Here is a 22993-nt window from a genome sequence, read left to right on the forward strand (position 1 = left end):
ACCCTGCAGCTATTTTACCAGCAAAATCCATTGTTTAATTACGTTACTTAAGTGGTGTGCATTAGCCTTTATATGGTTAATATCTTTAAAACTTACCACACGCCTTCCGTCGGGATAATTGCCTTCTAAAAACCCGGTTGTATCATTCACTTTTACTCCGGTAGGAAAAACCAACATCAGTCGGTTTTTATGCAGGTTCATTACCACAATATCACGCTTGTATTGTTTAGCATCAAACTCTTCCATTTCACCCGTATAGTAAAACGCAGGGTTGTTCCATTTAATGTGTTCGCCAATTTTATCATCACTGTTCAGGATGATCTGTCTTAACAATTGTACAGCGTCCTGTATAGTGGCATCCAGTTTTTCAATATGTTGGCCAACTTGTCCCTGATTTGTGAGTTTGGTTTTAGGCATAAACGAGATGGTTTGCTGATGCTAAAGTAACAAATCTGCCTACATAATTAGCGTAGTAAAATACCTGACGCCGGGGAAAGGGTATAAAAAAAAATATTAAAATTCCAGCGGCCCCAGGCGACGCATATTTTTAAGGATGAGGGATTGCCTTCGCCTTAAATAACGTGTTGGCTTGGTTGCCGACCATTTGCGCGGATTGGGGAATATTACCGCTATGGCCGCCGCCTGCCTGCTGGTAAGTTGCGATGCCGGTTTATGAAAGTAAGCTTGTGATGCCGCTTCAATGCCGTATATGCCGTCGCCCATTTCAATTTCGTTAAGGTAAACCTCCATAATGCGCTTTTTGCTCCAAAAAACCTCTATCAGCATGGTAAAGTAGGCTTCAAACCCCTTACGGATAATGTTGCGCCCCGGCCACAGAAAAACGTTTTTGGCAGTTTGCTGGCTTATAGTACTGCCGCCTATCAGTTTTTTACTTTTCTGGTTTTTTTTGATGGCCTTTTCAATGGCGTTAAAATCAAAGCCATGGTTCTCTAAAAAGGTTTGGTCTTCGGCAGCTACGGCGGCGCGTTTCATGGGGTCGGCAATATCATCAAAATCCACCCAGGTCTTATCAATTTTCCATGTCTTGCCGTCGGCCTTTCGTTCAAAACCACGTTGTATCATTAACCACGTAAACGGTGGATTAACAAAGCGGTACAAAATAACCCCAAACAGGCTGGCGGCTACAAAAGCAATTGCTGCCAGTTTAAGTACGCGTAGTATAAGTTTAACTATGCTGTTTCTGAAAATGCCTTTCTTTTTCGGGGTCGATCTCTTTGCCATTTATATTAACCAAAAAAGGTGCTTAGCTAAGCTAAACACCTTTTAAATTTTATTATCCCGATAAAAATACGGAATTATAAATTACTCAGCTACTACTTCAAAAGGTACCTGAACTTTAACTTCTTTGTGCAGGTTTACGTTAGCAACGTATTCGCCAACAAATTTTGGCTCCTGGTCAAAAGTGATACGACGACGGTCAACTTCAAAACCTTCTTTTTTAAGGGCATCAGCAACCTGGATGGTATTGATAGCACCGAAGATCTTGCCGCTTTCGCCAGCTTTAGCACCAATGGTAAGTTTTACACCTTCCAAACGTGCAGCAATATCGTCAGCATCTTTGCGTATCTTATCTTGTTTAAATTGAGCCTGTTTCAGGTTCTCTGCTAATACTTTACGTGCAGATTCTGTGGCTAATATGGCATAACCCTTAGGAATAAGGAAATTACGGCCATAACCTGGTTTAACGTTTACTACGTCGTCTTTATCTCCCAGGTTTTTTACATCTTGTTTTAAAATAACTTCCATTTTGTAAACCTCCTGATTATTTTAATGAGTCCGTAACGTAAGGCAATAAACCAATGTGGCGCGCACGCTTAACAGCCTGAGCAACTTTACGCTGAAATTTTAATGAAGTACCGGTTAAACGACGTGGTAATACTTTACCCTGATCGTTCACAAACTTTAATAAAAAGTTCGCGTCTTTATAATCAATGTACTTGATGCCGTTCTTTTTGAAACGGCAATATTTTTTACGGTTATCCTCCACCTTAGGAGCGGTAACGTATCTGATCTGATCTGCCATTATTTAGAATCCTCCACTTTTGCTGGTTTCTTTTGGTTGAAAGCACCACTGCGTTTTTTCTCATTGTAAGCAATGGCGTGTTTGTCCAAAGCAATGGTTAGGAAACGCAAAACACGCTCATCGCGCCTTAACTCAACCTCCAATTTGTTAATTACATCACCCGGAGCCTTAAATTCAGTTAAGTGATAGTACCCTGTTGTTTTCTTTTGAATAGGATACGCTAATTTTCTCAAACCCCAATTATCCTCCTGGACAATTTCGGCTCCGTTATCAGTTAATATTTTGCTGAATTTGGCATTAGCCTCTTTAGCAACCTCATCTGATAACAACGGGGTTAGAACGATCACGATTTCGTACTGTTGCATTATTATACTTTGATTTTTAATTAATTACCCGCTATTACGGGGCTGCAAATGTAGTGATAAAAAATTAATTTAAAAAACCATTTTATGTTGTATTTTAGAGCTTAAAACAACCTAAACCATATCAATCACTAAAAATGAAGAAACTTCTACTACTGCTGGTATTGCCTTTTGTATTTATTTCCCACTTAAAAGCCCAGGATAAACCCGGCCCGGCCGAGCAAAAACTTTTAGATTCGCTGTGTAACAGCATGAACCGGCTTGATCTGTCGAAGATAACTACGCCCGAACAGGCCAATGATGCTTTTATGTCCTGTTTCCTGAATTATGCTGATTTGCTTACTGATGTTGCTGAAGAGTTAGGATTGAATTTCACGGATGATGCGGCCGGGGAAAAAGTTGGTGAATTAATAGGTAAGGAACTGATGAAACAAAAGTGCGGCGCCTTTTTAAAATTAGCCGCCATACTGGCTAAAAAAGGTGATACGCCGGTTGCACTAACCACTACAGGTACTTTTAAGCGAATAGACAATAAGGGCTTTAATTATATAGTATTAACAGATTCCAATGGTAATGAGAAGTCATTCTTATGGCTGCGGCAGTTCCCCGGTTCCGAAAAGTTTATAGCACCAACCGCACTTACAGGTAAAAAGTTAACTATTACCTGGCAGGAGATGGAAGTGTATCTTCCACAGGCAAAAGGTTACTATAAAGTAAAAGAAATTACAGCAGCTGATACACAGTAAATTGCTAAAATTTTAAAACATATTACAGGGCTAAACTGTCATATCTATATTAAAAATCTTAGCTATGGAGTTTATAAATGATTATACACAAAACGAGCGCGGTGCAAGTTTTATGTTCGACAGATTATTTTTTCAGGCCCAGGGTAGGAATGAGGATGTAGCGGAACAGGAATGGGACGAAGATGAACAAGAAACAGCCGATAATGACTGGGATGTAGAAGACGAGGCGGACGAAGAGTTTGATGATGAAGCAGCTGACCGTAACGACCTGCATGAGATAAGAGTTGGTGATGATGTGCATGAACCCAACCCGGAGGAGGACGACCATCTGCCTGATGATGACCTGCAATAAGGCTTAAATAAAAAAACTAATATCTTAAAGACGTTTTTTTGTTCCCAATAAATGGGAATTCAATGAATATTGCACTTTAGCCAATATTTGACTCACCCTGTCGCGGCTATAACCCGACCACCCTCTCTCTAAATGCGGACAGAAGGTATTTAGATTTTTTTGTAAGTTTAAATTTTCAGGTTTTCCCGCCCTCTTTGCGTAAGCAGAGAGGTAGACCAGCGTAGAGCAGTCGGGGTGAGTTACACCATCACCTATTTATGCACAATCTTTTTTGATGCTTTCGGGTAAAGCATTTTCTTGTTAACTTCGTAGCTGTGGATAATTTTATTGTTTCAGCACGCAAATATCGTCCGGCTACTTTTGATACCGTTGTTGGTCAGCAACATATTACCAACACATTAAAAAATGCCATTAAAAATAATCAGCTGGCGCAGGCATTTTTGTTCTGCGGGCCACGTGGCGTAGGTAAAACTACCTGTGCGCGCATACTGGCAAAAACCATTAACTGTACCAATTTACAACCTAATGGCGAGGCTTGCGGAGAATGCGAATCATGCAAAGCGTTTCAAAACGGAAATTCATTTAACGTACATGAGCTTGATGCGGCATCCAATAATTCAGTTGATGATATACGCAGTTTAATTGAGCAGGTGCGTATTCCTCCCCAATCGGCACGTTACAAGGTTTATATTATTGATGAGGTGCACATGCTGTCGCAGGCGGCGTTCAACGCGTTTTTAAAAACACTGGAAGAGCCACCTAATTATGCCATATTTATACTGGCCACTACCGAAAAACACAAAATACTGCCAACCATACTTTCGCGGTGCCAGATATTTGATTTTAACCGCATTAAGGTTGATGATATGGCCACCCATCTGGCCGGTATCGCTGATAAAGAAAATATAAGCTACGAGAACGATGGACTGCACATCATCGCCCAAAAAGCGGATGGCGGCTTGCGCGACGCGCTTTCCATGTTCGATCAGATCGTCAGTTTCTCGGGCGGCAACGTTACCTATCGCTCAGTAATTGATAACCTTAACGTTTTAGATTACGACTACTATTTCAGTATAACGGATAAGCTGTTAGCCGAGGATACTGCGGGCACCCTGCTGCTGTTTGATGAGATACTGGCTAAAGGATTTGACGGTGCTCACTTTATAGCGGGCCTTTCCGATCATTTCCGTAACCTGCTGGTAGCCAAAGACGAAGCAACCGTAAAGCTGTTGGAAGTTAGCGAAACCATAAAGGCCCGGTATCTGGGGCAGTCTAAGGCATCGTCAACATCGTTCCTGCTATCGGCTATGAATATTGCCAACCAGTGCGATATCAGCTACAAGCTGAGTAAAAATCAACGCTTACAGGTAGAACTGGCACTGCTCAAAATGTGTCATTTAAAGGCGGTGTTTAATTTAGTCGCTTTACCTGCCGCATCCGCCGCCGCTCCGCAAGGAGAGGTAAAAAAAAAACCTGATACCGCAGTAACAAGCCAACCAGCGGCGCAGCAAAAAGCTGAAGAGCCGCAGGTATCCATGGTGACTGAAGAACCTCTGGCATATAATAAGGCCCCGGGGCAGCAAGCCACCAAACCGGTCGTTGCCGAAGAGGTTGTGGAAACAACCAAGCCAAAGGTTTTTATCCCTAATGTACATACCAGTGCTACTTCGGTAAAAATACCGAGTTTAAAGGAACTGGGTAAGCAGGTGGAGGAAGCCGCAGCCGAAGAGGAAGACCCCTACCTTAAAGGCGAGGATAAAGAACCGTTTACCAACGACGAGTTTCTGCAATGCTGGAGTAACTATGCCGCTAAAATAAAAGGTCAGGGCAAACCCATGAGTCTGTTTACCATTTTTACTGTGAACGCACCGGTAATGCTGCAGCCCGAGCATTACGAAATTGTACTGGCCAACCGCGTACAGGAAACCGCGTTTCGTGATGAGCGCCCTTATCTGCTCAATTACCTGAGAACCACTTTAAGGAATTTTAGTATTGAGGTGGAGGCCCGGGTTGATGAACAATCTATAGTAAAACGGCCATATACCGCTACGGAAAAGTTCCAGTACATGGCTAATAAAAATCCCAGTTTAATTGAACTGAAAAACCGCTTTAATCTTGATTTTGATTGATCAGGTTGTTTTATATTAATGCATTTAGCGGGGAAGGAATATTAATTCAGAGGTGTATTTCGTGAACTTTTATTTCAAGTATTACGAACAAAAAAAGGACGGTTTAGACCGTCCTTTTTATATGATATTGTTTCAATTTTACTTTTTGTCATTCTTGGGATAGCCCTCTTCATCCAGATCGTCGCGGTCGTCTTCAGGGGTGTGGGCCAGCTTTTCATCTAAAGGTTTAACGCGCACATCTTTGCCATTGTCTATATGCATACCCAATTTGTCCACATCGGTTTCAATTGAGCGTTTGGAGTCATATTCGCCTTCCACATCATAGTGGTTTGCTTCGTCATAAGTGGAGTTGTAATCTTCCCCGTTTTTGGCTGCGGTATCGTAAGGGTCGGGATGGTCATAGTCTTCATCCTCTCCTTTTACGTCATATTCGTAACTATTCTCTTCCTCGTTATAATTCAGATCTTCGTTATCAACTGTTTCGCCTAAACTGTCTTTCAGAGTCCTGTCCCTGTCGTCAGCGTCATTATTAAATTCAGGATTTTTTTTATCAGTTGCCATAGGTTTTTAATTTTATACTTAAACTATATACTAAAATCCTGCCAAAATACCCTGCCGCCAAAATAAAATGGGTTAATAATGTATCTGTTTGCGATAGGAGATAACCCCGCCCAGGGCAAATTTAAAGCCGATAGAATATTGTAATAGTTTATCCTTATTTACACCCGCTGTAAAACCGTCCATATTATCGTTCAGGTCAAGGTTGTACTGTACACCCAGATCAACTTTAAATGATGGCTGATTATATTTATTAAAGAATTTTAATTCGTAACCTACACGTGCAGGTATAAAAAGCTCGTTGCTTTTATCCTCACCGCCGGTTGTATAGTCGTTAATAACATATGATGTGCGGTTGATAGATCGTATATCATTAATAAGATACCCGATACCTGCCGACAGATACAAGTTTTTTAACGCGTTAAAAAACCTGCTTTGCGAATAATCTATAAGTTCGCCGGCTTGTAATTGCCCTCTGAAAACTACTGCGGCATAATTATTTTTAAAGTACCTGCCCGATTTTGAATCAACACTGCCACCTTCTAACTGTCCGGCCTGTGCCTCAACAATATAGTTAATAAAGGGAGTTTGGTTATAGGTAAAGTTTACAAAACCCGACGGGGTTGTTTTAACCGATTCTGCATCGCCATATACTTTATTAGCATTTACACCCAGGGCAAAACCATACTGCGCATAGTCGTATCCTATTTGTGCTTTGGTAACTAATGTAGTTGAGGCTAATAACAATGTAAATAATATTGTTTTAAAGAGCAGCTTTATCATAATATAATAGCAATGCTACAGGTATAATAGCAGATGATTAATTTTATAAAAATAGCACCAAAGTTTTAAAAACCAACACTAACCATGTTAATTTAAGTGCTTTTTTCTGATTTTTTAATTAGGACGTTCTCAAATTTAGTACAATAAGGCAATATTTTTTAATAATATTTAATAATGATGTGCGGCTTTTTTTAATTTAATATGACGGCTATAAAATTTTTCAAGTAAAATTTTATGTAAGTTTGAAGCCGTTAAAATCTAAAAACTATAACAAGGTATGTCAAAAATTAAAGTAGAAAACCCCGTAGTTGAACTGGATGGTGATGAAATGACCCGGATTATCTGGAAATTTATAAAGGATAAACTGATCATTCCATACCTTGATCTGGATATAAAATATTATGATCTGGGTATCGAATATCGCGATGAAACAGATGACCAGGTAACTATTGATGCCGCAAACGCTATAAAAAAATATGGTGTGGGTATTAAATGCGCAACCATTACCCCAGATGAGCAACGTGTAGAGGAGTTTAAACTGAAACAAATGTGGAGGTCTCCTAACGGAACCATCCGTAATATATTGGATGGCACGGTTTTCCGCGAGCCTATTGTTATGGCAAACGTGCCGCGTTTGGTACCTAACTGGACAGCGCCTATCTGCATTGGCCGCCATGCTTTTGGCGATCAGTATCGCGCTACCGACTTTTTAACCAAAGGGAAAGGTAAATTAACCATTACATTTACTCCCGAAGATGGCGGCGAAGAGCAATCATTCGAGGTGTATAATTTTAAAGGTGATGGCGTAGCGTTGGCCATGTACAACACTGATGAATCTATAAAGGGTTTCGCGCGTGCGTGCTTTAACCAGGCCCTCATGAAAAAGTGGCCTTTATATCTGTCAACCAAAAACACCATTCTTAAAAAATACGATGGCCGTTTTAAAGATATCTTTCAGGAGATATATGATAATGAATTTAAGCTTGATTTTGAAGCCAACCAGTTAACCTACGAACATCGCCTTATTGATGATATGGTGGCATCAGCGCTTAAATGGCATGGTAACTTTGTATGGGCCTGTAAAAACTACGACGGCGACGTACAAAGCGATACCGTTGCACAGGGCTTTGGCTCGTTAGGGTTAATGACCTCAACACTGGTTACCCCCGATGGTACCGTTATGGAAGCCGAAGCTGCGCATGGCACGGTAACCCGTCATTATCGTGAGCATCAGGCGGGTCGCCCAACTTCAACTAACCCCATTGCCTCCATATTCGCGTGGACACGTGGTTTAGAGTTCCGCGGTATGCTGGATAACAACCAGGAGCTGATCAATTTTTGCAAAACGTTAGAGCAGGTATGTATTGAAACGGTGGAAAGCGGTAAAATGACCAAGGACCTTGCCCTTACCATTAAACACAAAGTAGAGCACGGTACCGATTACTTATACACCGAAGAATTTTTGGCCGCTATTGACGAAAATCTGAAAGCTAAACTGGGTAAATAATTTTAATTCGTTAATTATAATTGAAGTCCGCACAATTTATGTGCGGACTTTTTTGTTATTGGGACTTTTAGTAACCTTGCTTTAACAGACGGCGTCATACCCGCCATGAAAATTAAACTTAGCTGGCAATATTTCCTTGCATTTATGGCCTTTGTTTTTGTAGCCGGGCAACTGCACGAGTTGGCGCATCTTATAGCTGCCTATGTGGTTTGTGGTCATCCCGGAACACAAGTGGATTTTAACTTATGGACTCTTTGCGACGGTTGCAACTTGCAGCCTGACTCCTGGTTACCAACAGTTTTTGGGCCTGTTTTTAGCTATCTGCTCATTTGGGCAGGTTATTTTATGCTCTGCTCATCAAACAAAGAACGCTGGCCGGTGGCTTTCGTACTTATTATGGGCAACCTGGCATTTGCTCGCCTGTTTACGGCATCAATGGGTAAGGGTGATGAAACTACGGTGCTAAAAGTGCTATTTACAGAGCAACCCCTGTGGTTAATTAAATTATCGGGGTTTGTGTTAGTATCTGCCCTTACTTTTCCGCCGTTATACATGGTATATAAAAGGATAGCTAATAAGCGCGGATTTTTAATAACAATAGTATTTTGTATAGCGCCGCTGCTTATAATGATGCCTTATGAATTCATGCTGCTGGGCAGCGTACTTAAATCAGGGGTTTTAAATCAGCGCTGGTTATTAGGAGTACCCGCTTTAGTTTACCTGCATACGGGCTTAATGGCGGTAATTGTTATACTTTTTGCAAAAACCTTGTTTCAGGCTTCTGCAAAATCCATAACTTAGCCAAAAAAACATTTTTCCATGTCTGCAGCATTATATCCGTTAAAGTTCAAAACCATTTATAAAGATAAAATTTGGGGTGGCCACAAAATTGAGACCTACCTGCATAAAGATATCGGCGGCCTGCCTAATTGCGGCGAAACCTGGGAAATATCAGGCGTAAAGTCGGATGTTTCTGTAGTAGATGGCGGCGAATTGGATGGACAATCCTTAGCGGTATTGCTGGAGCAGTATAAAGAGGAACTGGTGGGCAAAAAGGTTTATGACCACTTCGGGAATATATTCCCTCTGTTAGTTAAGTTTATTGATGCCAATGATGATCTATCGGTACAGGTGCATCCAAATGATGAGCTGGCAAAAAAGCGCCATAACTCATTCGGTAAAACCGAAATGTGGTATGTGATAGAAGCAGACCCGGGTTCGAGCCTGATAGCGGGCTTTAACCGTGAAATGACCGAAAAGGAATATGTTGACGCTTTAAACAGCGGCCATATTATGGATATACTTAACCGCGAGGATGTTGCAGCGGGCGATGTTTTCTTTTTACCGGCAGGCCGGGTACACACTATTGGTAAAGGCTTATTAATAGCCGAGATACAGCAAACATCTGATATTACCTATCGTATTTATGATTTTGACCGTGTGGATGATAAGGGCAATAAACGCGAATTGCATACCCGGGAAGCATTGGCAGCCATAGATTATAAGCATTACCCGGAATATAAAACCCAATACGAGCCCGAAAAGAATGAAACTGTTAAGCTGGTAAAATGCCCGTATTTTACTACCAATGTAATGGATTTTACCCATAACACTACTAAAGATTACTCCGGTTTAGATTCTTTTGTGATACAGGTATGTGTGGCTGGCGAATATACGATTGAACATAATGGCAATGCCTATAAGGTAAAGATGGGCGAGTGTATTTTGCTGCCAAAAACAATTGATAAGGTGGAACTGAAAACCACTTCAGGGTTTAAGATCCTCGAAAGCTTTATAGAATAATTCAGGATAAACATCATCAGGCCGATTGTGCCTGTTTAGTATGCTGAAGTAATTTAAATATTTCTGTAAGGTAATTTTCATCAAGGGGTTTCAGCAAATAATCCGTTATGTGCGGATTATTTTTTGCTCTTTCAATATCAACCGCATCAGCAGAAGAACTTATAACATATAGTGCGATTTTTTTGCCCGTTTGGGATTTTATTTCCTCAAAATTTTGGATAAACTCCCATCCATCCATAACCGGCATATTAATATCACAAAGTATGATATCAGGCAAATTGTTAACATAATCAGGATTCGTTAAATAGTCAATAGCATCTTTTCCGTTACCGAAATCTATCGTTTTCGTATAAAATCCCTTAATTTCTAATAGTTTTTTTAAGCCGTAAGTAAAAATGTGGTCGTCATCAATTACACAAACAATTACAGGAACTTTGGCTACGCTCATTTTTTAAGGTTAATCTACACTAACCTTATTGTAAATTTTGTGCCAACATTTACGGTGCTGTCTACATGTATCGATCCGCCGAGGGCTTCTACCTGGTTTCGGGTCATAAATAAACCAATGCCTTTGGCATCCTGGTTTTGATGGAATGTTTTATATAGGCCAAAAAGCTGGTCGCCGTATTTTTCCAGGTCTATCCCTATGCCGTTATCTTCAAACAAAAGGTAAATGTGCTCGTCAATTTTTTGGGTATGGCAGTTAATAACAGGGGGCCTCTCCGCGTGTTTGTATTTTAAGGCATTGGTAATAAAATTCTGGAATATGCTCTCCAGATATGCCGGTATGTAATCTATTTGCGGGCAGTTGCTAAAATCATTATGTATGGTAGCTCCGGTTGTTTTTATATCAGCTTTAAGCGCCGATAATACATTATTAAAAATAGCTTCGAAGTTTACTGTTTTGCGGCCCTTGCTTATTTCTGACTGTATCTTAACAATTTCTTCTAAATGACCCATAGTAGCCATAAAGCTTTCGCTTATTGTTTTTATATGTGCAAAAATCTCTGCCTGATCATCTTCTTCATTTGTTTCTTCGAACAGGTTAACCATGAATTTAAGGTTGCCCGCGTGCGAGCGTAGGTTGTGCGATACAATGTACGCGAAGTTTTGCAACCGCTTGTTCTGGTCATCTAACAGATTGATAGACGACTGCATGCTGAGGCCGCGTTTTTTAATGACGTCAATATCCTGAAAAACTCCCCTCACTGCAATACAGTGGCCATAATCATTAATAACAGGTACACCCTTTGTTCGCACCCAAATCACATTATTGCGGGCGGTTCTTAACAGCACTTCCTGGTCAAAAGGTTTGCAATATTTAACAGCATCATTAATAGCCTGTGTTATTAATGGGCGATACTTAGGCTCAAAAAAACTTATAACTTCATCTACACTAAGCTCAACCGGGGTTTGCAGTTCATAAATATTATAAATTTCGCGGGTTAGCTTAAGCTTCGTGGTAGCGGCATCTATCTCCCAGGAACCTATTTTAGCAATACGTCCCATTTCTGAACACTCAAAATATTTTTGATCCAGCCTAAACTCTGCTAACTTATATCTATTGATGTTTTTGAGTATACCGTATATAACAGGTTCATTGTCGACAGTATACAGGTAGCTTGTGCTCTCAAACCATTGATATCCGTTTTCACGGGTTAACAGCCTTATGTGAGCGGGTGGTACATTGGTTTGGCCGGGGCGGTTTATGGCTTTTAAAAAAACTTCCTTATCATGATAGTAAAGTAAATTCTCAAAAAAGGATTTATAAGAGCAAGCTATCTCATCGGGGTGATAACCCAGCATGTGATAAAACCCGGCAGACCATTTTGCGTTGCCTGTAACGGTATTATACTCCCATATACCGGCATTCATATTATTAAAAATATGTGCAATATGAGTTATACTTAGGCCCGGAAACTTATTATCCTCAGAAAAACTCATTTTTAATGCCTGTCCACTATTTATTTATTATTTGAGGCTTTAATGCTAATAGTGCGCCAAAAATACATTTGCTTAAAAAATATAGCTAAATAGATGTTATAGTTTATAAATTAAAACTTCTATCAATCCGGCGCGAATATAACATGAATTTTAAATTATTAAGCAATTAATTTTGTTTAAATGTTTAATTAACAGGTTTTTAGGTTTAACATGAAATTGCTGTATAAATATATATGTATAGGAGGATAAATATTATTTATAATATTTGGATCATATTATATAATTTAAGGAAAGTAATAAAGAAGGGGAGGCGCCTACTTGTTTTTGAGCCAAACTGCGGCTTCTTTTGTATCCACAAAAAATTGCGCAGTTATTTTACCCATGTTGATATCTACGCTTTTTTCAGCGGCCATACGGCTAAACGTACTGGGCGAATACACCCAGGCAAAATATTCAAGCCCGGCCTTTTCCATTTCAGGGAACCACACGCTACTGCCCCAGTCAACCGCTTCCGACCAATTACCCAATACATGCGTATTATCATTAAGTACTTTTTTGCATTGGTTTTTTCTCAGCAGATCGAGCATTATTAAGCAACCTTTTTTAACCGATTCCAGGTTCTGATAACCTTTCCAGTCAACATCCAGCCATTTAGTATGTTTATTATAGCTAATCGATACAAAATTGCCTTTATAATAGGTTTTATTGTCGGTATCTATATCTAAAAAATCCTGTTTACCGTTTATAGGCAACAAAAAGTAAAAGGTGGAGCCTTCGCCGGGTTTGCTCTCTATCCAAAAACTACCATTATGTCTTTTGATGATTTCAGCAGCAATAAAAAGCCCAAGGCCCAAACCCTGAAACCGCATTGCTGTATTATCAACCCGGTAAAACCTCTCAAACAGATCGTTGAGGTTTTCGCCTGCTATGCCTATGCCGAAATCCTGTACGGAAACAATGATGTTGTTTTCCTGAACAAAAGATCTGATTATTATTTGATCAGCATCAGGTGAATATTTAATGGCATTGGTTAAAAAGTTATTGATCACCTGCTCCACACGTAATTTATCGCCTTTAAAGCTGACGTTGGCATTGGCATGTACAATTATCCTGTGATCATCGGTTATATGTTGCACACTCTCTACAGCTTCTGCAAGTGCCTCATCAAAGTTAAATGCCTCGGTGTTGTAAACCATTTTACCGGCATTAATTTTCGATACGTCAAGCAGGTCGGCTATCAACTTTTCTAACCGGTCCAGTTGTTTACCGGCTTTATCAATAAAAATAAAAGAGCGGTCGGTAGTATCAATTAGTTTTTTAGCTAGCTGAAAAAATGCCTTAACCGTTGTTAAAGGCGTGCGTAATTCGTGGCTGGCAATACTAATAAATTCATCCTTCTTCTGCTCTTTTAATTTTTGGTCGTGTATATCGGTGATAGAGCCTATCCATTTTACTACCCTGCCCTGGTCATCTTTTAATGATAGTGCCCGGGTAAGGTGCCAGCGGTATTCACCATCCTTTTGCCTGAGACGGTGCTCATACTGAAAATCATCGCCGTTTTCCACAACAGCAAACCATGCTTCAAGATTATTCTGCAAATCATCCGGATGGATAAAATGAGTTAATGTTAGTTCTTTTATTTTATCGATACTGTAACCGGTAAACTCCTCCCATTGCGGATTGTAATAATTTATCTGTCCTGTTTTGTCCGTTACAAAAAGCTTCTGCGGTATAGTTTCAGCAATCAGTTTAAATACATCTTCGCTTTGTTTTAAGGCTTCCTCGGCTCTTTTGCGATCAGTTATATCAACTACAACCCCGGTCAGTAATTTTTCGTTGTTTTGGTTGCTTAATTCCGTTTTGCCGCGTACAAAAAACCACTTATTAATACCGTTCACGGTAATACGGTATTCCGTTTCATAAACACCTTGTTCTGCTATGGCTTTATTTCTGAGGCGGTCGGCCACATTCATGTCATCCACATTTACCAATTGTCGTAACAGTACAGGGTCGCAACCTTCAGGTGAATAGGGCACACCAAACATTTTTGATATGCTCTCATCAAAATAAAGTGTATTTTTTTGGGTATCCAGTGTCCAGGTGCCTACCAGTCCGGATGATAATGCCGACCGTAACTGGGCCTGAGTTAACTTAAGTGTTTCCTCAATTTGTCTGCGATTTTGTATCTCAGCAATGGCGGCTTCATTTAAACGCGCGTTATCAAGCGCCAGCGCTATATGGTTGGCGAGGTTTTGTGCAAAGCGCAGATCGGTTTCATCATAATACTTGCCGGGTATACTGGATATAAAGGTAATTACGCCTTTAATAACATTTTTACTGAACATGGGTACCGTTATTACCGACTGCAGCCCTATTTTTTCGATCTCCTTTAGCTTCTCCGGATCACTAATGGCAGATTTTATCATTTCATCCGTTATTACCGGCACAAACGATGGTTTGCCGGTTTTAATTACCCCGCCCGCTCCGCGGTCACTGTTAAGGTCTATCGGGTTATTTTTACGGTAGGAGTGTGCCCAATTTACCGCCTCCGGATCCTCATGGGCCAATATCAGTAAATCAGTTCCGTTGTTATTTAAAACATCGATGGTAAACCAGTTGGCAAATTTAGGTACAATAAGTTTTGATATTTTTTGCAGCGCGGTATGCGTATCGCGTGCCTGTGCCAGTTCTTCAACAGCTGTATTAAGGTACCAGAGCAGGTCCTCGTTTTTTTTATATTGCGTAACGTCGCGGTTAAAAATATAGGTACACGTAAGGTTATCGGCATCTGTAAAATGGCGGGTAGTTAAAATTGCCCATCGGTCAATATTGTTTTTGCAAATAACGCATACCTCCAGGTTATTTGTTTCCTGCTGCTCCTGTAAAAGTTTTATGATATTCCCTTTTTCAGAACTGTAAAAGGCCGATAACGGCTTGCCTATATACTCTTCGCTGCTATAGCCTGTTAATTGCAGTTCGGCCTGGTTGGCATAAACTATAATTCCCTTATCATCAATTGCAGCTGCGCCAATAACACCATCATCCAAAAAATCACGATAGGCGGTATGATCAAAAGGAGGTCGCTTATTTTTTTGGTCTAACATTGGTTTTTATCAGCCTGTAAAGGTTAAATATTTATCGAAACATAATTGCATCAATTTAGTGTTGGTTTTTAAAAAAATATAAAATATATTTTTAATTATTGATATATCAATTATATTTGCATCAATAAAATATGTAGTTTTGGAAAATTTGAATGAAATAGTGTTTTACAGTTTGGATAAAGCTATACGCAGCTACCGGCAATTTGCACATCAGCAACTCAGCGCGCACGGGTTTGATGTAACGGTTGACCAATGGCTTGTGTTAAGATCAATAGGCGAAAATCCGGATTATTCACAACACCAGATAGCTGAGATGACCTTTAAGGATTATGCATCGCTTACGCGGATAATAGAATTGCTTGTAAAAAAGAAATATCTGGAGCGTACCATGCATCAGCACGACAGGCGCAGGTTTAATTTAACCTTAACCGATAGTGCACATCAGGTATTAAAGGCCATGCAGCCGGTAATTGAAAATAACAGGAAACATGCGCTAATGGATATTAGCCATAGTGATATACAGCAACTGCAAAAAACGTTAAGCCAGATCATCAAAAACTGCGGTATTACATAATCAATATCACAAACATCTAAAAAAAATGAAACGGTTAACATTACTGTTATTACTGGCGGTGCCGGTGGTAACAATGGCTCAGAGTATTGCCGAAAAGGCCGACGGGCTGCTAACAACTTATGCTCAGCAAAACCGCTTTAGCGGCAATGTGCTGATAGCCATTAAAGGAGAAATAGTTTTTGAAAAAGCTTACGGGTATGCCGATAAGGAAAACAACAGGTTAAATAACCTCCAAACTGAATTCAGGGCGGGTTCATTAACTAAAATGTTTACTTCCACCCTTATTATGCAACTGGTTGAAGCCAGAAAGATCGCCTTAACAGATAAGGTGAGTAAATATGTGCCCGGCTTTCCCTATGGTGATAAAATAACTATTAAAAACCTGCTGAGCCATACCTCCGGCATACTGGGCACAACCAGCCCCGATGCTGATAATGCGGCAGATCTGGTTAAAACATTTAAAAGCGAACCCCTTGCATTTAACCCGGGCGAGCGTTTTGAATACAATAATTTTAACTATATACTGCTGGCATATATTGCTCAAAAAATTACAGGCGTATCCTATCCGCAGTTGGTTAAACAGCGGGTATTTAATAAGGCTGGAATGATACATACCGGTATCGATTATCCGGGCCGGAAAAGTACCGATGCGGCTTTGGGCTACACCCTTAACCGCGAAACCGGACAGACTGAACGGATAGAGACCGCTAATGTATCGGCGGCTTCTGGCGCAGGGGCATTATATACTACCGTAAACGATCTGTTAAAATGGGCAAAAGCAATAGATGAGCATAAGGTATTGTCTGTTAAAAGCTATGAAACTGCCATTACGCCTGTGCAACCGGGTTACGGTTTAGGCTGGATAGTTAATAACGATAGCGATCGGTTGCGTATAGGGCATACAGGTTCCATTGAGGGCTTTATGGCCGATTTTGTACACTACCCTAAAGAGGATATCACTATTATTTTTCTGTGTAATTTATTACCACCGGTTGATATGCATATTGAGCGGGCACTTATCGCTATTGTTTTTAATGAACCTTATAGCCTTGAGACCGATAAAAAGGAGATAAAACTGAGTACTGATGAATTAGCACAATACACAGGCACATTTGAAACCGATGGCCAAAAGATGGTGGTATCCGTAAAGGATGGTAAGTTGTATGTGCTGGCGCCCGGTGGCGATACAGCCGAACTGGCAGCACAGGCTAAGGACAAATTTTTTGTAGTTGGCCCCCAGGTAAGTGTGGAGTTTTTACGTAAAGACGGAAAAATAGATGCTATAAGTGTGGATATGCATGGCGGGATAACATTTAAAAAGGTTTTATAACACTTAAAAATAAATAAACTATACCACGGATGGGCGGTAAGAAGGTGAATAAAAACACTGGAATGCCGCCCATTTTTCGTATATTTATAGTATGGTATATGTGGCGAAATATCAGCAAAATAACCCCCGGAATTTATTACCGCTAAAACCTCGTTGAGGCGTAAAAACGAAAAATTTATTACTACTGTAAGGCGTTTGAGCAGTAAAAAAAATCTATTTTTTTTTATTGTTTAAATATCAAAACCGCGTTTACGCAGCGTAATGATGGATTCCTGATCTGTTACCAGAAATTTAATTTTCGCAACTTTTAAAGCGGCTATTTCGGTAAAATAAGGACAAAGTATTAAAAACATGCTACCAGTTTATAGAAGTTTAGTGTTAAATTGATAAGTTTACCCTAACAATTATACCTGTTATGAAAGCATACCCTTTTACCACCTTAAGTTGTTTACTAATTGCTACCGTTATCAGTCTGAATGTTTATGCCCAAAAGCAGGCACATGGCAGGGTTTGGTCTAAAGCAAAGGCCAATACCTGGTATGCACAGCATAAATGGATAAGCGGTAGTGATTTTATCCCCAGCACTGCCATTAACCAGTTAGAAATGTGGCAGGCCGATACTTTTGATCCGGCTACTATTGACCGTGAACTGGGTTACGCCGAGGGTATAGGCTTTAACACCATGCGCGTGTTTTTATACAGCCTGGCCTGGAAAGAAGATAATGCGGGTTTCAAAAAACGGGTAGATGAATACCTTACCATTGCAAATAAGCACCACATACAAACCATGTTTGTTTTTTTTGATGATTGCTGGAACGCCGATGCGAAAATTGGTAAACAACCGGCACCAAAACCGGGCATACATAACTCAGGTTGGCTGCAGGACCCGGGTAACAGGCTAAATGATGCAGGTATTTATACCGATCTGGAAGCTTACGTAAAGGATGTAATGACCACCTTTAAAGATGATAAGCGTATTCTGTTATGGGACCTGTACAACGAACCGGGCAACTCCGGTAAAGGTGATGCATCAATGGCTTTGTTAAGTAAAACCTTTGGCTGGGCAAGAGAGGTTAATCCCTCGCAGCCGGTATCTGCAGGATTATGGGCCTGGAATTTAGAAAATCTGAACACTTACCAGGCCGCAAACTCCGACGTGCTGACCTATCATGATTATACCGACGAAAATTCGCACCTTAAAACCATACAACTGTTAAAAACCAACGGCAAGCCAATGATATGTACCGAATACATGGCCCGCCCGCGTAACAGCCGTTTTGCCAATATTATGCCTATGCTGAAAAAGGAAAATGTGGGAGCGCTTAACTGGGGCTTTGTAATGGGTAAAACCAATACTATTTATGCCTGGGATACCCCAATACCAGATGGCAGCGAGCCGAAAGAATGGTTTCATGATATTTTCCGGAAAGACGGAACCCCTTATAAACAGGATGAAGTTGACCTGATAAAGAAACTGAACGGCAAATAATCCCCCTTAACAATTCATAATAACATATAAAAGATACATTGTTAATAAAAAATTATAAAGTCTATAGGAATTATAGATTTTATAATTACATTTGCAGTGTTATCGTTCTTTTAAATACTTATCCAGAAAGACAGAGGGAAAGGCCCTATGATGTCTTAGCAACCTGTACCGGCTGTAAAAGCAAGTAAAAGGTGCTAATTCCTGCTCCGCCAAACGGGGACAGATAAGCTGATTAAAAAAAGAAAATAACGTTGTAAGGCGTTACTATCTGCACGCTCACTTTACGGATAAATATTAAAATTTCGGGAACATTAATTAAAATATTAACTACCATTAATAATATTATTATGAGCTTACGATTAGGCGATACCGCCCCCAACTTTAAAGCAAAAACATCACAAGGTGATATTGATTTTTATGAATTTTTAGGTGACGGTTGGGGCGTGCTTTTTTCGCACCCGGCAGATTATACACCGGTTTGTACCACCGAACTGGGTAAAACAGCATCCTTAAAGGAGGAGTTTGAAAAACGTAATGTAAAGGTTGCCGCTTTAAGTGTAGATAGTGTAGAATCGCACAAAAACTGGATAAAGGATATCAACGAAACCCAGGACGTAGAAGTTAACTTTCCCATTATTGCCGATGAGAGCCGCGAAATAGCTGAGGCTTATGATATGATACATCCCAACGCTTCACTTACGGCAACGGTGCGGTCTTTATTTATCATCGGGCCGGATAAAAAGATCAAACTGATCATCACCTATCCGGCATCAACCGGGCGGAATTTTCAGGAAATACTCCGGGTGATTGATTCCCTGCAGCTTACCGCCAACCACAGTGTGGCTACCCCCGCCGACTGGAAGGACGGCGAGCAGGTGGTGGTACTGCCATCCATAAAAACAGAGGATATCCCTGCAAAATTCCCTAAGGGATTTGTAGAGGTGAAACCCTATCTGCGTTTAACACCGCAGCCCAATAAATAGTATTTTATTGATTTAAATAGTTTTTTGTTTTAATTACATCGCGTGACCGAGTGGCGAGGTAAGGGCCTGCAAAACCCTTTACGGCAGTTCGAATCTGCCCGCGATATCAACTTGCAAAGTCATTGTCGGTAATGATGGGGGCTTTGTATTAACTCACCCGGTAGTGGCTCCGCCCGACCACCTTCTCTCTCCGCAAGCGGAAAGAGGGATTTTGTCATTCTGAACGATAGTGAAGAATCTTATACACCCTGCAAACGTTTAGCATAGCAAAAAATGTTATGTTTTCTCCACCCTCTTTGCGTAGCAGAGAGGGTGGACCAGCACAGCGCAGTCGGGTGAGTAGCTATCTAAAAAACCCTCGGCACTTTCTTTTGCAGGCACCAGGTGGTCATGCAGCGCAGGTTTTGCACGTTAGTGGTTTTTATCGGTTCAAATAATTCGCCATCCAGTTCGCGGGTATATTCCATTAATATTTGTTCATTCACCAAAAAGCGTTCGCTGCCATCGGGCAGGGCATACCGGCTGTTACCCAGCGGAATAACCCTGTCCTCTATACCAATATCTGATGCCAGCCTTGCGAAAAAGTAACCACCCGGTTTTAATACCCGCCAGGCAGAGCGCAGCATGGCATCAAAATGGTTGCTATCGGTAGCAAAATGCAGTACTGCGCTGCAAATCACCAGGTCAAAAGTATGGTCAGCAAACGGAAGTTTCTCTACACCGGCCACCACAAAGTTTTTGACGGAATTATGCGTCGATAGTTTTTTGGAAAGTGCCTTTATATCGCTTATTGCTTCGGCGTTTTTATCTACCCCGAAAACCTCAAAACCATTCTGTAAAAAATAAACCAGGTTACGGCCGCCGCCGCATCCGGCATCCAGTATTTTTTTACAGTCACCAAACCGTCCCTTCAATAATTGATCGAACAGGTAAATGTCGATATTGCCGTATAATTGTTGTGCTGTTTGCTTCATATTCAGTATATAAAAGTAATACTTAAAGGCTATTGGCCTGTCATTTTAAAATAAATAGTGTTATTATTGTATATATCACATTTCTAAATAAACAGAACCATAACCTAACACATTGTCAACAGGAAAACTCACCTTACTGCTGCTTTGCTTTTGCCTTTTGGGCAACTACGCTTTGGGCCAAAAAAAGAACGCTGCTTATCAGTATCACATTAAAAGGGCAACATCGGCCATTAAAATTGACGGAGTAATGGACGAAGCCGCCTGGCAACGCGCCGATACCGCCGCCGATTTTTTTATGGTGCTACCGATGGATACCAGCCGTGCAAATATAAAAACCTCGGTACGGATGACCTATGATGATAACAACCTGTATGTTTTGGCGGTTTGTTATACACCAGGAGCCGGGCCTTATATGGTGCAGTCGCTTAAGCGTGATTTTGATTTTCAGAAGAACGATAATTTTATATTCTTTATTGATCCGTTTGATGCCCGTACGGATGGGTTTAGCTTTGGGGCCAATGCGGCTGGGGGGCAGTGGGACGGCAGCATGTACGAAGGCGGAAAGGTTGACCTGAGTTGGGATAATATATGGTCGTCGTCCGTAAAAAACTATGGCGACCGTTGGGTTTTTGAATGTGCTATACCGTTCAAAAGTATCCGGTATAAAAAAGGCACTCGTAACTGGGGGATCAACTTTAGCCGCAACGATTTGGTAAACAGTGAAAAATCAAGCTGGACACCTATACCGCGGCAGTTCCCTACGGCCGCGCTTGCTTACACAGGTACACTTGTTTGGGATGAGGATCCGCCGGTTGCCAGTAGTAATATATCGGTGATACCTTATTTGCTTGGCGGATTAAGTAAAGATTTTGAGAAAGGCACACCTGTTAGCTGGCGCAAAGATGCAGGTGGCGATGCTAAAGTGGCGCTTACATCCTCACTAAACCTCGACCTTACCGTAAATCCGGATTTTTCGCAGGTGGAGGTAGATCAGCAGGTGATAAACCTGAACCGTTATGAACTGTTTTTTCCTGAAAAGCGGCAGTTCTTTTTAGAGAACGGCGACCTGTTCAGTAATTTTGGTTATTCGGATATCCGCCCGTTTTTTTCGCGTAGGATAGGGCTTAATGCACCTATTCGCTTTGGTACACGTTTAACGGGCAAGATCAATAAGGATTGGCGCGTAGGGGTGATGGATCTGCAAACCGGCGAGGCTACCGTGGGTGCCTCAGCGGCGCAAAATTATGGTATCCTTACTTTTCAGCGCCGGGTGTTTTCACGCTCTAACATCGGTATCTTATTTGTTAACCGCGATGCTACCGGCAGCACACCTGCAAGCGGGGTGGCGGGTTCTGCTTATAACCGTAATGTAGGAGTGGAGTATAACCTGGCATCGTCCAATAATATATGGACGGGTAAGCTGTTGGGGTTAAAATCATTTTCGCCGGGGGTAAAAGGCCATGATTTTGTAGCCGCGGGACATCTGCAATACCTTAGTAAATACTGGACGCTTTACCTGCAGGATGAACATGTAGGCAAAAATTATAATGCCGAGGTTGGCTACGTGCCGCGCAGCGGATATAATAAAATCAGTCCGCTTATACTTCATAACTTTTTCCCTAAATCAGGCGCTGTGCTTATACATGGCATACAATTGTCATCCACCTATTATTTTGATGAGGCATTTAAACGTACCGATAACGAAAGTATATTAAGTTACGTGATCACCTTCCGTAACCGCAGTTCGCTGTCCTTTTCGGGGTTGGATACTTATGTAAAGCTACTGCGCCCGTTTGATCCAACTAATACCGGGCAGGGCAGCCTGGCCACCGGAACCGAGCACCACTGGAACACCGCCGATGTGCAGTTTGTATCTAAACCGCAAAATGTGTTTACTTACCTGTTTGATGCATCGTGGGGAGGTTATTATGATAAAGGAACGCGCCTGAGCCTTAGCGGGCAGGTGGGGTACCGATTTCAGCCGTATGTTAATTTAACACTTAATACAACCTATATTGATCTGCACCTGCCGCTGCCTTACGGGCAAAACAGTTTTTGGCTGGTTGGCCCGCGTGCAGATGTTACGTTCACCAACTCTTTATACTTTACCACCTTTGTGCAGTATAATCAGCAGGTTAATAACGTAAATATTAACACCCGCCTGCAATGGCGCTATCGCCCGGCTTCAGATATCTTTATTGTTTATGGCGATAATTCCATCCCCTCGCCGTTCACGGTAAAAAACAGGCAGCTGGTAGTAAAGTGGACCTATTGGTGGAATATATGATGGCGTAGTTTTTGTAAAATATAA

General features: G+C 41.1%; 23 protein-coding genes, 1 tRNA gene and 1 riboswitch. Of the genes, 12 read left to right on the forward strand and 12 right to left on the reverse strand.

Annotated elements, in window-relative coordinates; genetic code table 11:
* Positions 1 to 9: 9 nt before the first annotated feature.
* The 5 genes from I5M19_RS14920 to rpsF form a co-directional block, all read right to left on the reverse strand.
* Positions 10 to 417: a DUF1801 domain-containing protein gene (locus I5M19_RS14920; RefSeq protein ID WP_200067157.1), complete on the reverse strand. Its 408-nt coding sequence runs from the start codon at positions 415 to 417 to the stop codon at positions 10 to 12.
* 96 nt (positions 418 to 513) lie between these two features.
* Complete coding sequence (gene mtgA, locus I5M19_RS14925; RefSeq protein WP_200067158.1) at positions 514 to 1242, reverse strand: monofunctional biosynthetic peptidoglycan transglycosylase; 729 nt, start codon at positions 1240 to 1242, stop codon at positions 514 to 516.
* 81 nt (positions 1243 to 1323) lie between these two features.
* Complete coding sequence (gene rplI / locus I5M19_RS14930; protein WP_200067159.1) at positions 1324 to 1767, reverse strand: 50S ribosomal protein L9; 444 nt, start codon at positions 1765 to 1767, stop codon at positions 1324 to 1326.
* Between the two features lie 16 nt (positions 1768 to 1783).
* The gene (rpsR, locus tag I5M19_RS14935; RefSeq protein WP_200067160.1) at positions 1784 to 2044 is read right to left on the reverse strand and encodes a 30S ribosomal protein S18; all 261 of its coding nucleotides are present in this window, start codon (positions 2042 to 2044) and stop codon (positions 1784 to 1786) included.
* The gene (gene rpsF, locus I5M19_RS14940; RefSeq protein WP_200067161.1) at positions 2044 to 2409 is read right to left on the reverse strand and encodes a 30S ribosomal protein S6; all 366 of its coding nucleotides are present in this window, start codon (positions 2407 to 2409) and stop codon (positions 2044 to 2046) included. The genes rpsR and rpsF overlap by 1 nt, the downstream gene beginning before the upstream one ends.
* Before the next feature lie 134 nt (positions 2410 to 2543).
* On the opposite strand from rpsF, the gene I5M19_RS14945 reads away from it, so the two are divergent.
* From I5M19_RS14945 to I5M19_RS14955, 3 genes are all read left to right on the forward strand, one after another.
* Positions 2544 to 3152 carry a type 2 periplasmic-binding domain-containing protein gene (locus tag I5M19_RS14945; RefSeq protein WP_200067162.1) on the forward strand — a complete coding sequence of 203 codons (609 nt, stop codon included), beginning with the start codon at positions 2544 to 2546 and terminating at the stop codon, positions 3150 to 3152.
* A gap of 64 nt (positions 3153 to 3216) precedes the next feature.
* A complete protein-coding gene (locus I5M19_RS14950) occupies positions 3217 to 3504 on the forward strand; it encodes a hypothetical protein (protein WP_200067163.1) in 288 nt (95 codons plus the stop codon).
* A gap of 314 nt (positions 3505 to 3818) precedes the next feature.
* Positions 3819 to 5633, forward strand: a complete 1815-nt coding sequence (locus tag I5M19_RS14955; RefSeq protein ID WP_200067164.1) for a DNA polymerase III subunit gamma/tau — start codon at positions 3819 to 3821, stop codon at positions 5631 to 5633.
* Positions 5634 to 5771: 138 nt separating this feature from the next.
* Here I5M19_RS14955 and I5M19_RS14960 read toward each other — a convergent pair whose 3' ends face one another.
* Together I5M19_RS14960 and I5M19_RS14965 are read right to left on the reverse strand one after the other, a co-directional pair.
* Positions 5772 to 6194 (reverse strand): hypothetical protein, encoded by a 423-nt coding sequence (locus I5M19_RS14960; RefSeq protein WP_200067165.1) that lies wholly within the window; start codon positions 6192 to 6194, stop codon positions 5772 to 5774.
* Between the two features lie 72 nt (positions 6195 to 6266).
* The gene (locus I5M19_RS14965; RefSeq protein ID WP_200067166.1) at positions 6267 to 6974 is read right to left on the reverse strand and encodes a hypothetical protein; all 708 of its coding nucleotides are present in this window, start codon (positions 6972 to 6974) and stop codon (positions 6267 to 6269) included.
* A gap of 277 nt (positions 6975 to 7251) precedes the next feature.
* Here I5M19_RS14965 and I5M19_RS14970 point away from each other — a divergent pair, with 277 nt between their 5' ends.
* The 3 genes from I5M19_RS14970 to I5M19_RS14980 all read left to right on the forward strand — a co-directional run bounded on the left by I5M19_RS14970 (position 7252) and on the right by I5M19_RS14980 (position 10284).
* Positions 7252 to 8481, forward strand: a complete 1230-nt coding sequence (locus I5M19_RS14970) for an NADP-dependent isocitrate dehydrogenase (protein WP_200067167.1) — start codon at positions 7252 to 7254, stop codon at positions 8479 to 8481.
* Between the two features lie 105 nt (positions 8482 to 8586).
* The gene (locus tag I5M19_RS14975; RefSeq protein ID WP_200067168.1) at positions 8587 to 9282 is read left to right on the forward strand and encodes a hypothetical protein; all 696 of its coding nucleotides are present in this window, start codon (positions 8587 to 8589) and stop codon (positions 9280 to 9282) included.
* 18 nt (positions 9283 to 9300) lie between these two features.
* Positions 9301 to 10284 (forward strand): type I phosphomannose isomerase catalytic subunit, encoded by a 984-nt coding sequence (locus I5M19_RS14980; RefSeq protein WP_200067169.1) that lies wholly within the window; start codon positions 9301 to 9303, stop codon positions 10282 to 10284.
* A gap of 16 nt (positions 10285 to 10300) precedes the next feature.
* Here I5M19_RS14980 and I5M19_RS14985 read toward each other — a convergent pair whose 3' ends face one another.
* From I5M19_RS14985 to I5M19_RS14995, 3 genes are all read right to left on the reverse strand, one after another.
* On the reverse strand, positions 10301 to 10732 hold the full coding sequence (locus I5M19_RS14985) for a response regulator (RefSeq protein ID WP_200067170.1): 432 nt from the start codon (positions 10730 to 10732) through the stop codon (positions 10301 to 10303).
* A 14-nt stretch (positions 10733 to 10746) separates the two neighbouring features.
* Positions 10747 to 12228, reverse strand: coding sequence for a PAS domain-containing sensor histidine kinase (locus tag I5M19_RS14990; RefSeq protein ID WP_200067171.1), 1482 nt, complete (start codon positions 12226 to 12228; stop codon positions 10747 to 10749).
* 314 nt (positions 12229 to 12542) lie between these two features.
* Positions 12543 to 15332 carry a PAS domain S-box protein gene (locus I5M19_RS14995; RefSeq protein ID WP_200067172.1) on the reverse strand — a complete coding sequence of 930 codons (2790 nt, stop codon included), beginning with the start codon at positions 15330 to 15332 and terminating at the stop codon, positions 12543 to 12545.
* A 139-nt stretch (positions 15333 to 15471) separates the two neighbouring features.
* Here I5M19_RS14995 and I5M19_RS15000 point away from each other — a divergent pair, with 139 nt between their 5' ends.
* Positions 15472 to 15906: a MarR family winged helix-turn-helix transcriptional regulator gene (locus tag I5M19_RS15000; RefSeq protein ID WP_200067173.1), complete on the forward strand. Its 435-nt coding sequence runs from the start codon at positions 15472 to 15474 to the stop codon at positions 15904 to 15906.
* 25 nt (positions 15907 to 15931) lie between these two features.
* Positions 15932 to 17236: a serine hydrolase gene (locus tag I5M19_RS15005; protein ID WP_200067174.1), complete on the forward strand. Its 1305-nt coding sequence runs from the start codon at positions 15932 to 15934 to the stop codon at positions 17234 to 17236.
* A gap of 230 nt (positions 17237 to 17466) precedes the next feature.
* Here the strand turns inward: I5M19_RS15005 and I5M19_RS18755 are convergent, their stop codons facing one another.
* Positions 17467 to 17589, reverse strand: a complete 123-nt coding sequence (locus I5M19_RS18755) for a hypothetical protein (protein ID WP_262895516.1) — start codon at positions 17587 to 17589, stop codon at positions 17467 to 17469.
* Positions 17590 to 17651: 62 nt separating this feature from the next.
* Between I5M19_RS18755 and I5M19_RS15010 the strand changes: the two genes are divergently transcribed.
* The 3 genes from I5M19_RS15010 (at position 17652) to I5M19_RS15020 (ending at position 19815) form a co-directional block, all read left to right on the forward strand.
* Positions 17652 to 18725, forward strand: coding sequence for a glycoside hydrolase 5 family protein (locus tag I5M19_RS15010; RefSeq protein WP_200067175.1), 1074 nt, complete (start codon positions 17652 to 17654; stop codon positions 18723 to 18725).
* 115 nt (positions 18726 to 18840) lie between these two features.
* A riboswitch (SAM riboswitch) is annotated at positions 18841 to 18955 on the forward strand.
* A gap of 117 nt (positions 18956 to 19072) precedes the next feature.
* Entirely contained in the window at positions 19073 to 19708 is a 636-nt protein-coding gene (locus I5M19_RS15015) for a peroxiredoxin (RefSeq protein ID WP_200067176.1), read from the forward strand.
* A 36-nt stretch (positions 19709 to 19744) separates the two neighbouring features.
* Positions 19745 to 19815 (forward strand) — tRNA-Cys (locus tag I5M19_RS15020).
* Positions 19816 to 20055: 240 nt separating this feature from the next.
* Here I5M19_RS15020 and I5M19_RS15025 read toward each other — a convergent pair.
* Entirely contained in the window at positions 20056 to 20682 is a 627-nt protein-coding gene (locus I5M19_RS15025; RefSeq protein WP_200067177.1) for a class I SAM-dependent methyltransferase, read from the reverse strand.
* 112 nt (positions 20683 to 20794) lie between these two features.
* On the opposite strand from I5M19_RS15025, the gene I5M19_RS15030 reads away from it, so the two are divergent.
* Positions 20795 to 22969 (forward strand): carbohydrate binding family 9 domain-containing protein, encoded by a 2175-nt coding sequence (locus tag I5M19_RS15030; protein WP_200067178.1) that lies wholly within the window; start codon positions 20795 to 20797, stop codon positions 22967 to 22969.
* Positions 22970 to 22993: the final 24 nt, after the last annotated feature.

Origin of the sequence: Mucilaginibacter segetis, assembly GCF_016522075.1 — a bacterium.
Lineage (GTDB): Bacteria > Bacteroidota > Bacteroidia > Sphingobacteriales > Sphingobacteriaceae > Mucilaginibacter > Mucilaginibacter segetis.

Bases quoted from the DNA above. Each gene is read 5' to 3' on its own strand.
- rpsF (WP_200067161.1), bottom strand. From the start codon at position 2,409: ATGCAACAGTACGAAATCGTGATCGTTCTAACCCCGTTGTTATCAGAT.
- I5M19_RS14975 (WP_200067168.1), top strand. From the start codon at position 8,587: ATGAAAATTAAACTTAGCTGGCAATATTTCCTTGCATTTATGGCCTTT.
- I5M19_RS15005 (WP_200067174.1), top strand. From the start codon at position 15,932: ATGAAACGGTTAACATTACTGTTATTACTGGCGGTGCCGGTGGTAACA.
- I5M19_RS14965 (WP_200067166.1), bottom strand. From the start codon at position 6,974: ATGATAAAGCTGCTCTTTAAAACAATATTATTTACATTGTTATTAGCC.
- I5M19_RS14985 (WP_200067170.1), bottom strand. From the start codon at position 10,732: ATGAGCGTAGCCAAAGTTCCTGTAATTGTTTGTGTAATTGATGACGAC.
- I5M19_RS15010 (WP_200067175.1), top strand. From the start codon at position 17,652: ATGAAAGCATACCCTTTTACCACCTTAAGTTGTTTACTAATTGCTACC.
- I5M19_RS14970 (WP_200067167.1), top strand. From the start codon at position 7,252: ATGTCAAAAATTAAAGTAGAAAACCCCGTAGTTGAACTGGATGGTGAT.
- I5M19_RS14960 (WP_200067165.1), bottom strand. From the start codon at position 6,194: ATGGCAACTGATAAAAAAAATCCTGAATTTAATAATGACGCTGACGAC.
- mtgA (WP_200067158.1), bottom strand. From the start codon at position 1,242: ATGGCAAAGAGATCGACCCCGAAAAAGAAAGGCATTTTCAGAAACAGC.
- I5M19_RS15025 (WP_200067177.1), bottom strand. From the start codon at position 20,682: ATGAAGCAAACAGCACAACAATTATACGGCAATATCGACATTTACCTG.
- rpsR (WP_200067160.1), bottom strand. From the start codon at position 2,044: ATGGCAGATCAGATCAGATACGTTACCGCTCCTAAGGTGGAGGATAAC.
- I5M19_RS15015 (WP_200067176.1), top strand. From the start codon at position 19,073: ATGAGCTTACGATTAGGCGATACCGCCCCCAACTTTAAAGCAAAAACA.
- I5M19_RS14980 (WP_200067169.1), top strand. From the start codon at position 9,301: ATGTCTGCAGCATTATATCCGTTAAAGTTCAAAACCATTTATAAAGAT.
- I5M19_RS14945 (WP_200067162.1), top strand. From the start codon at position 2,544: ATGAAGAAACTTCTACTACTGCTGGTATTGCCTTTTGTATTTATTTCC.
- I5M19_RS14990 (WP_200067171.1), bottom strand. From the start codon at position 12,228: ATGAGTTTTTCTGAGGATAATAAGTTTCCGGGCCTAAGTATAACTCAT.
- I5M19_RS14920 (WP_200067157.1), bottom strand. From the start codon at position 417: ATGCCTAAAACCAAACTCACAAATCAGGGACAAGTTGGCCAACATATT.
- I5M19_RS18755 (WP_262895516.1), bottom strand. From the start codon at position 17,589: ATGTTTTTAATACTTTGTCCTTATTTTACCGAAATAGCCGCTTTAAAA.
- I5M19_RS14995 (WP_200067172.1), bottom strand. From the start codon at position 15,332: ATGTTAGACCAAAAAAATAAGCGACCTCCTTTTGATCATACCGCCTAT.
- I5M19_RS14950 (WP_200067163.1), top strand. From the start codon at position 3,217: ATGGAGTTTATAAATGATTATACACAAAACGAGCGCGGTGCAAGTTTT.
- rplI (WP_200067159.1), bottom strand. From the start codon at position 1,767: ATGGAAGTTATTTTAAAACAAGATGTAAAAAACCTGGGAGATAAAGAC.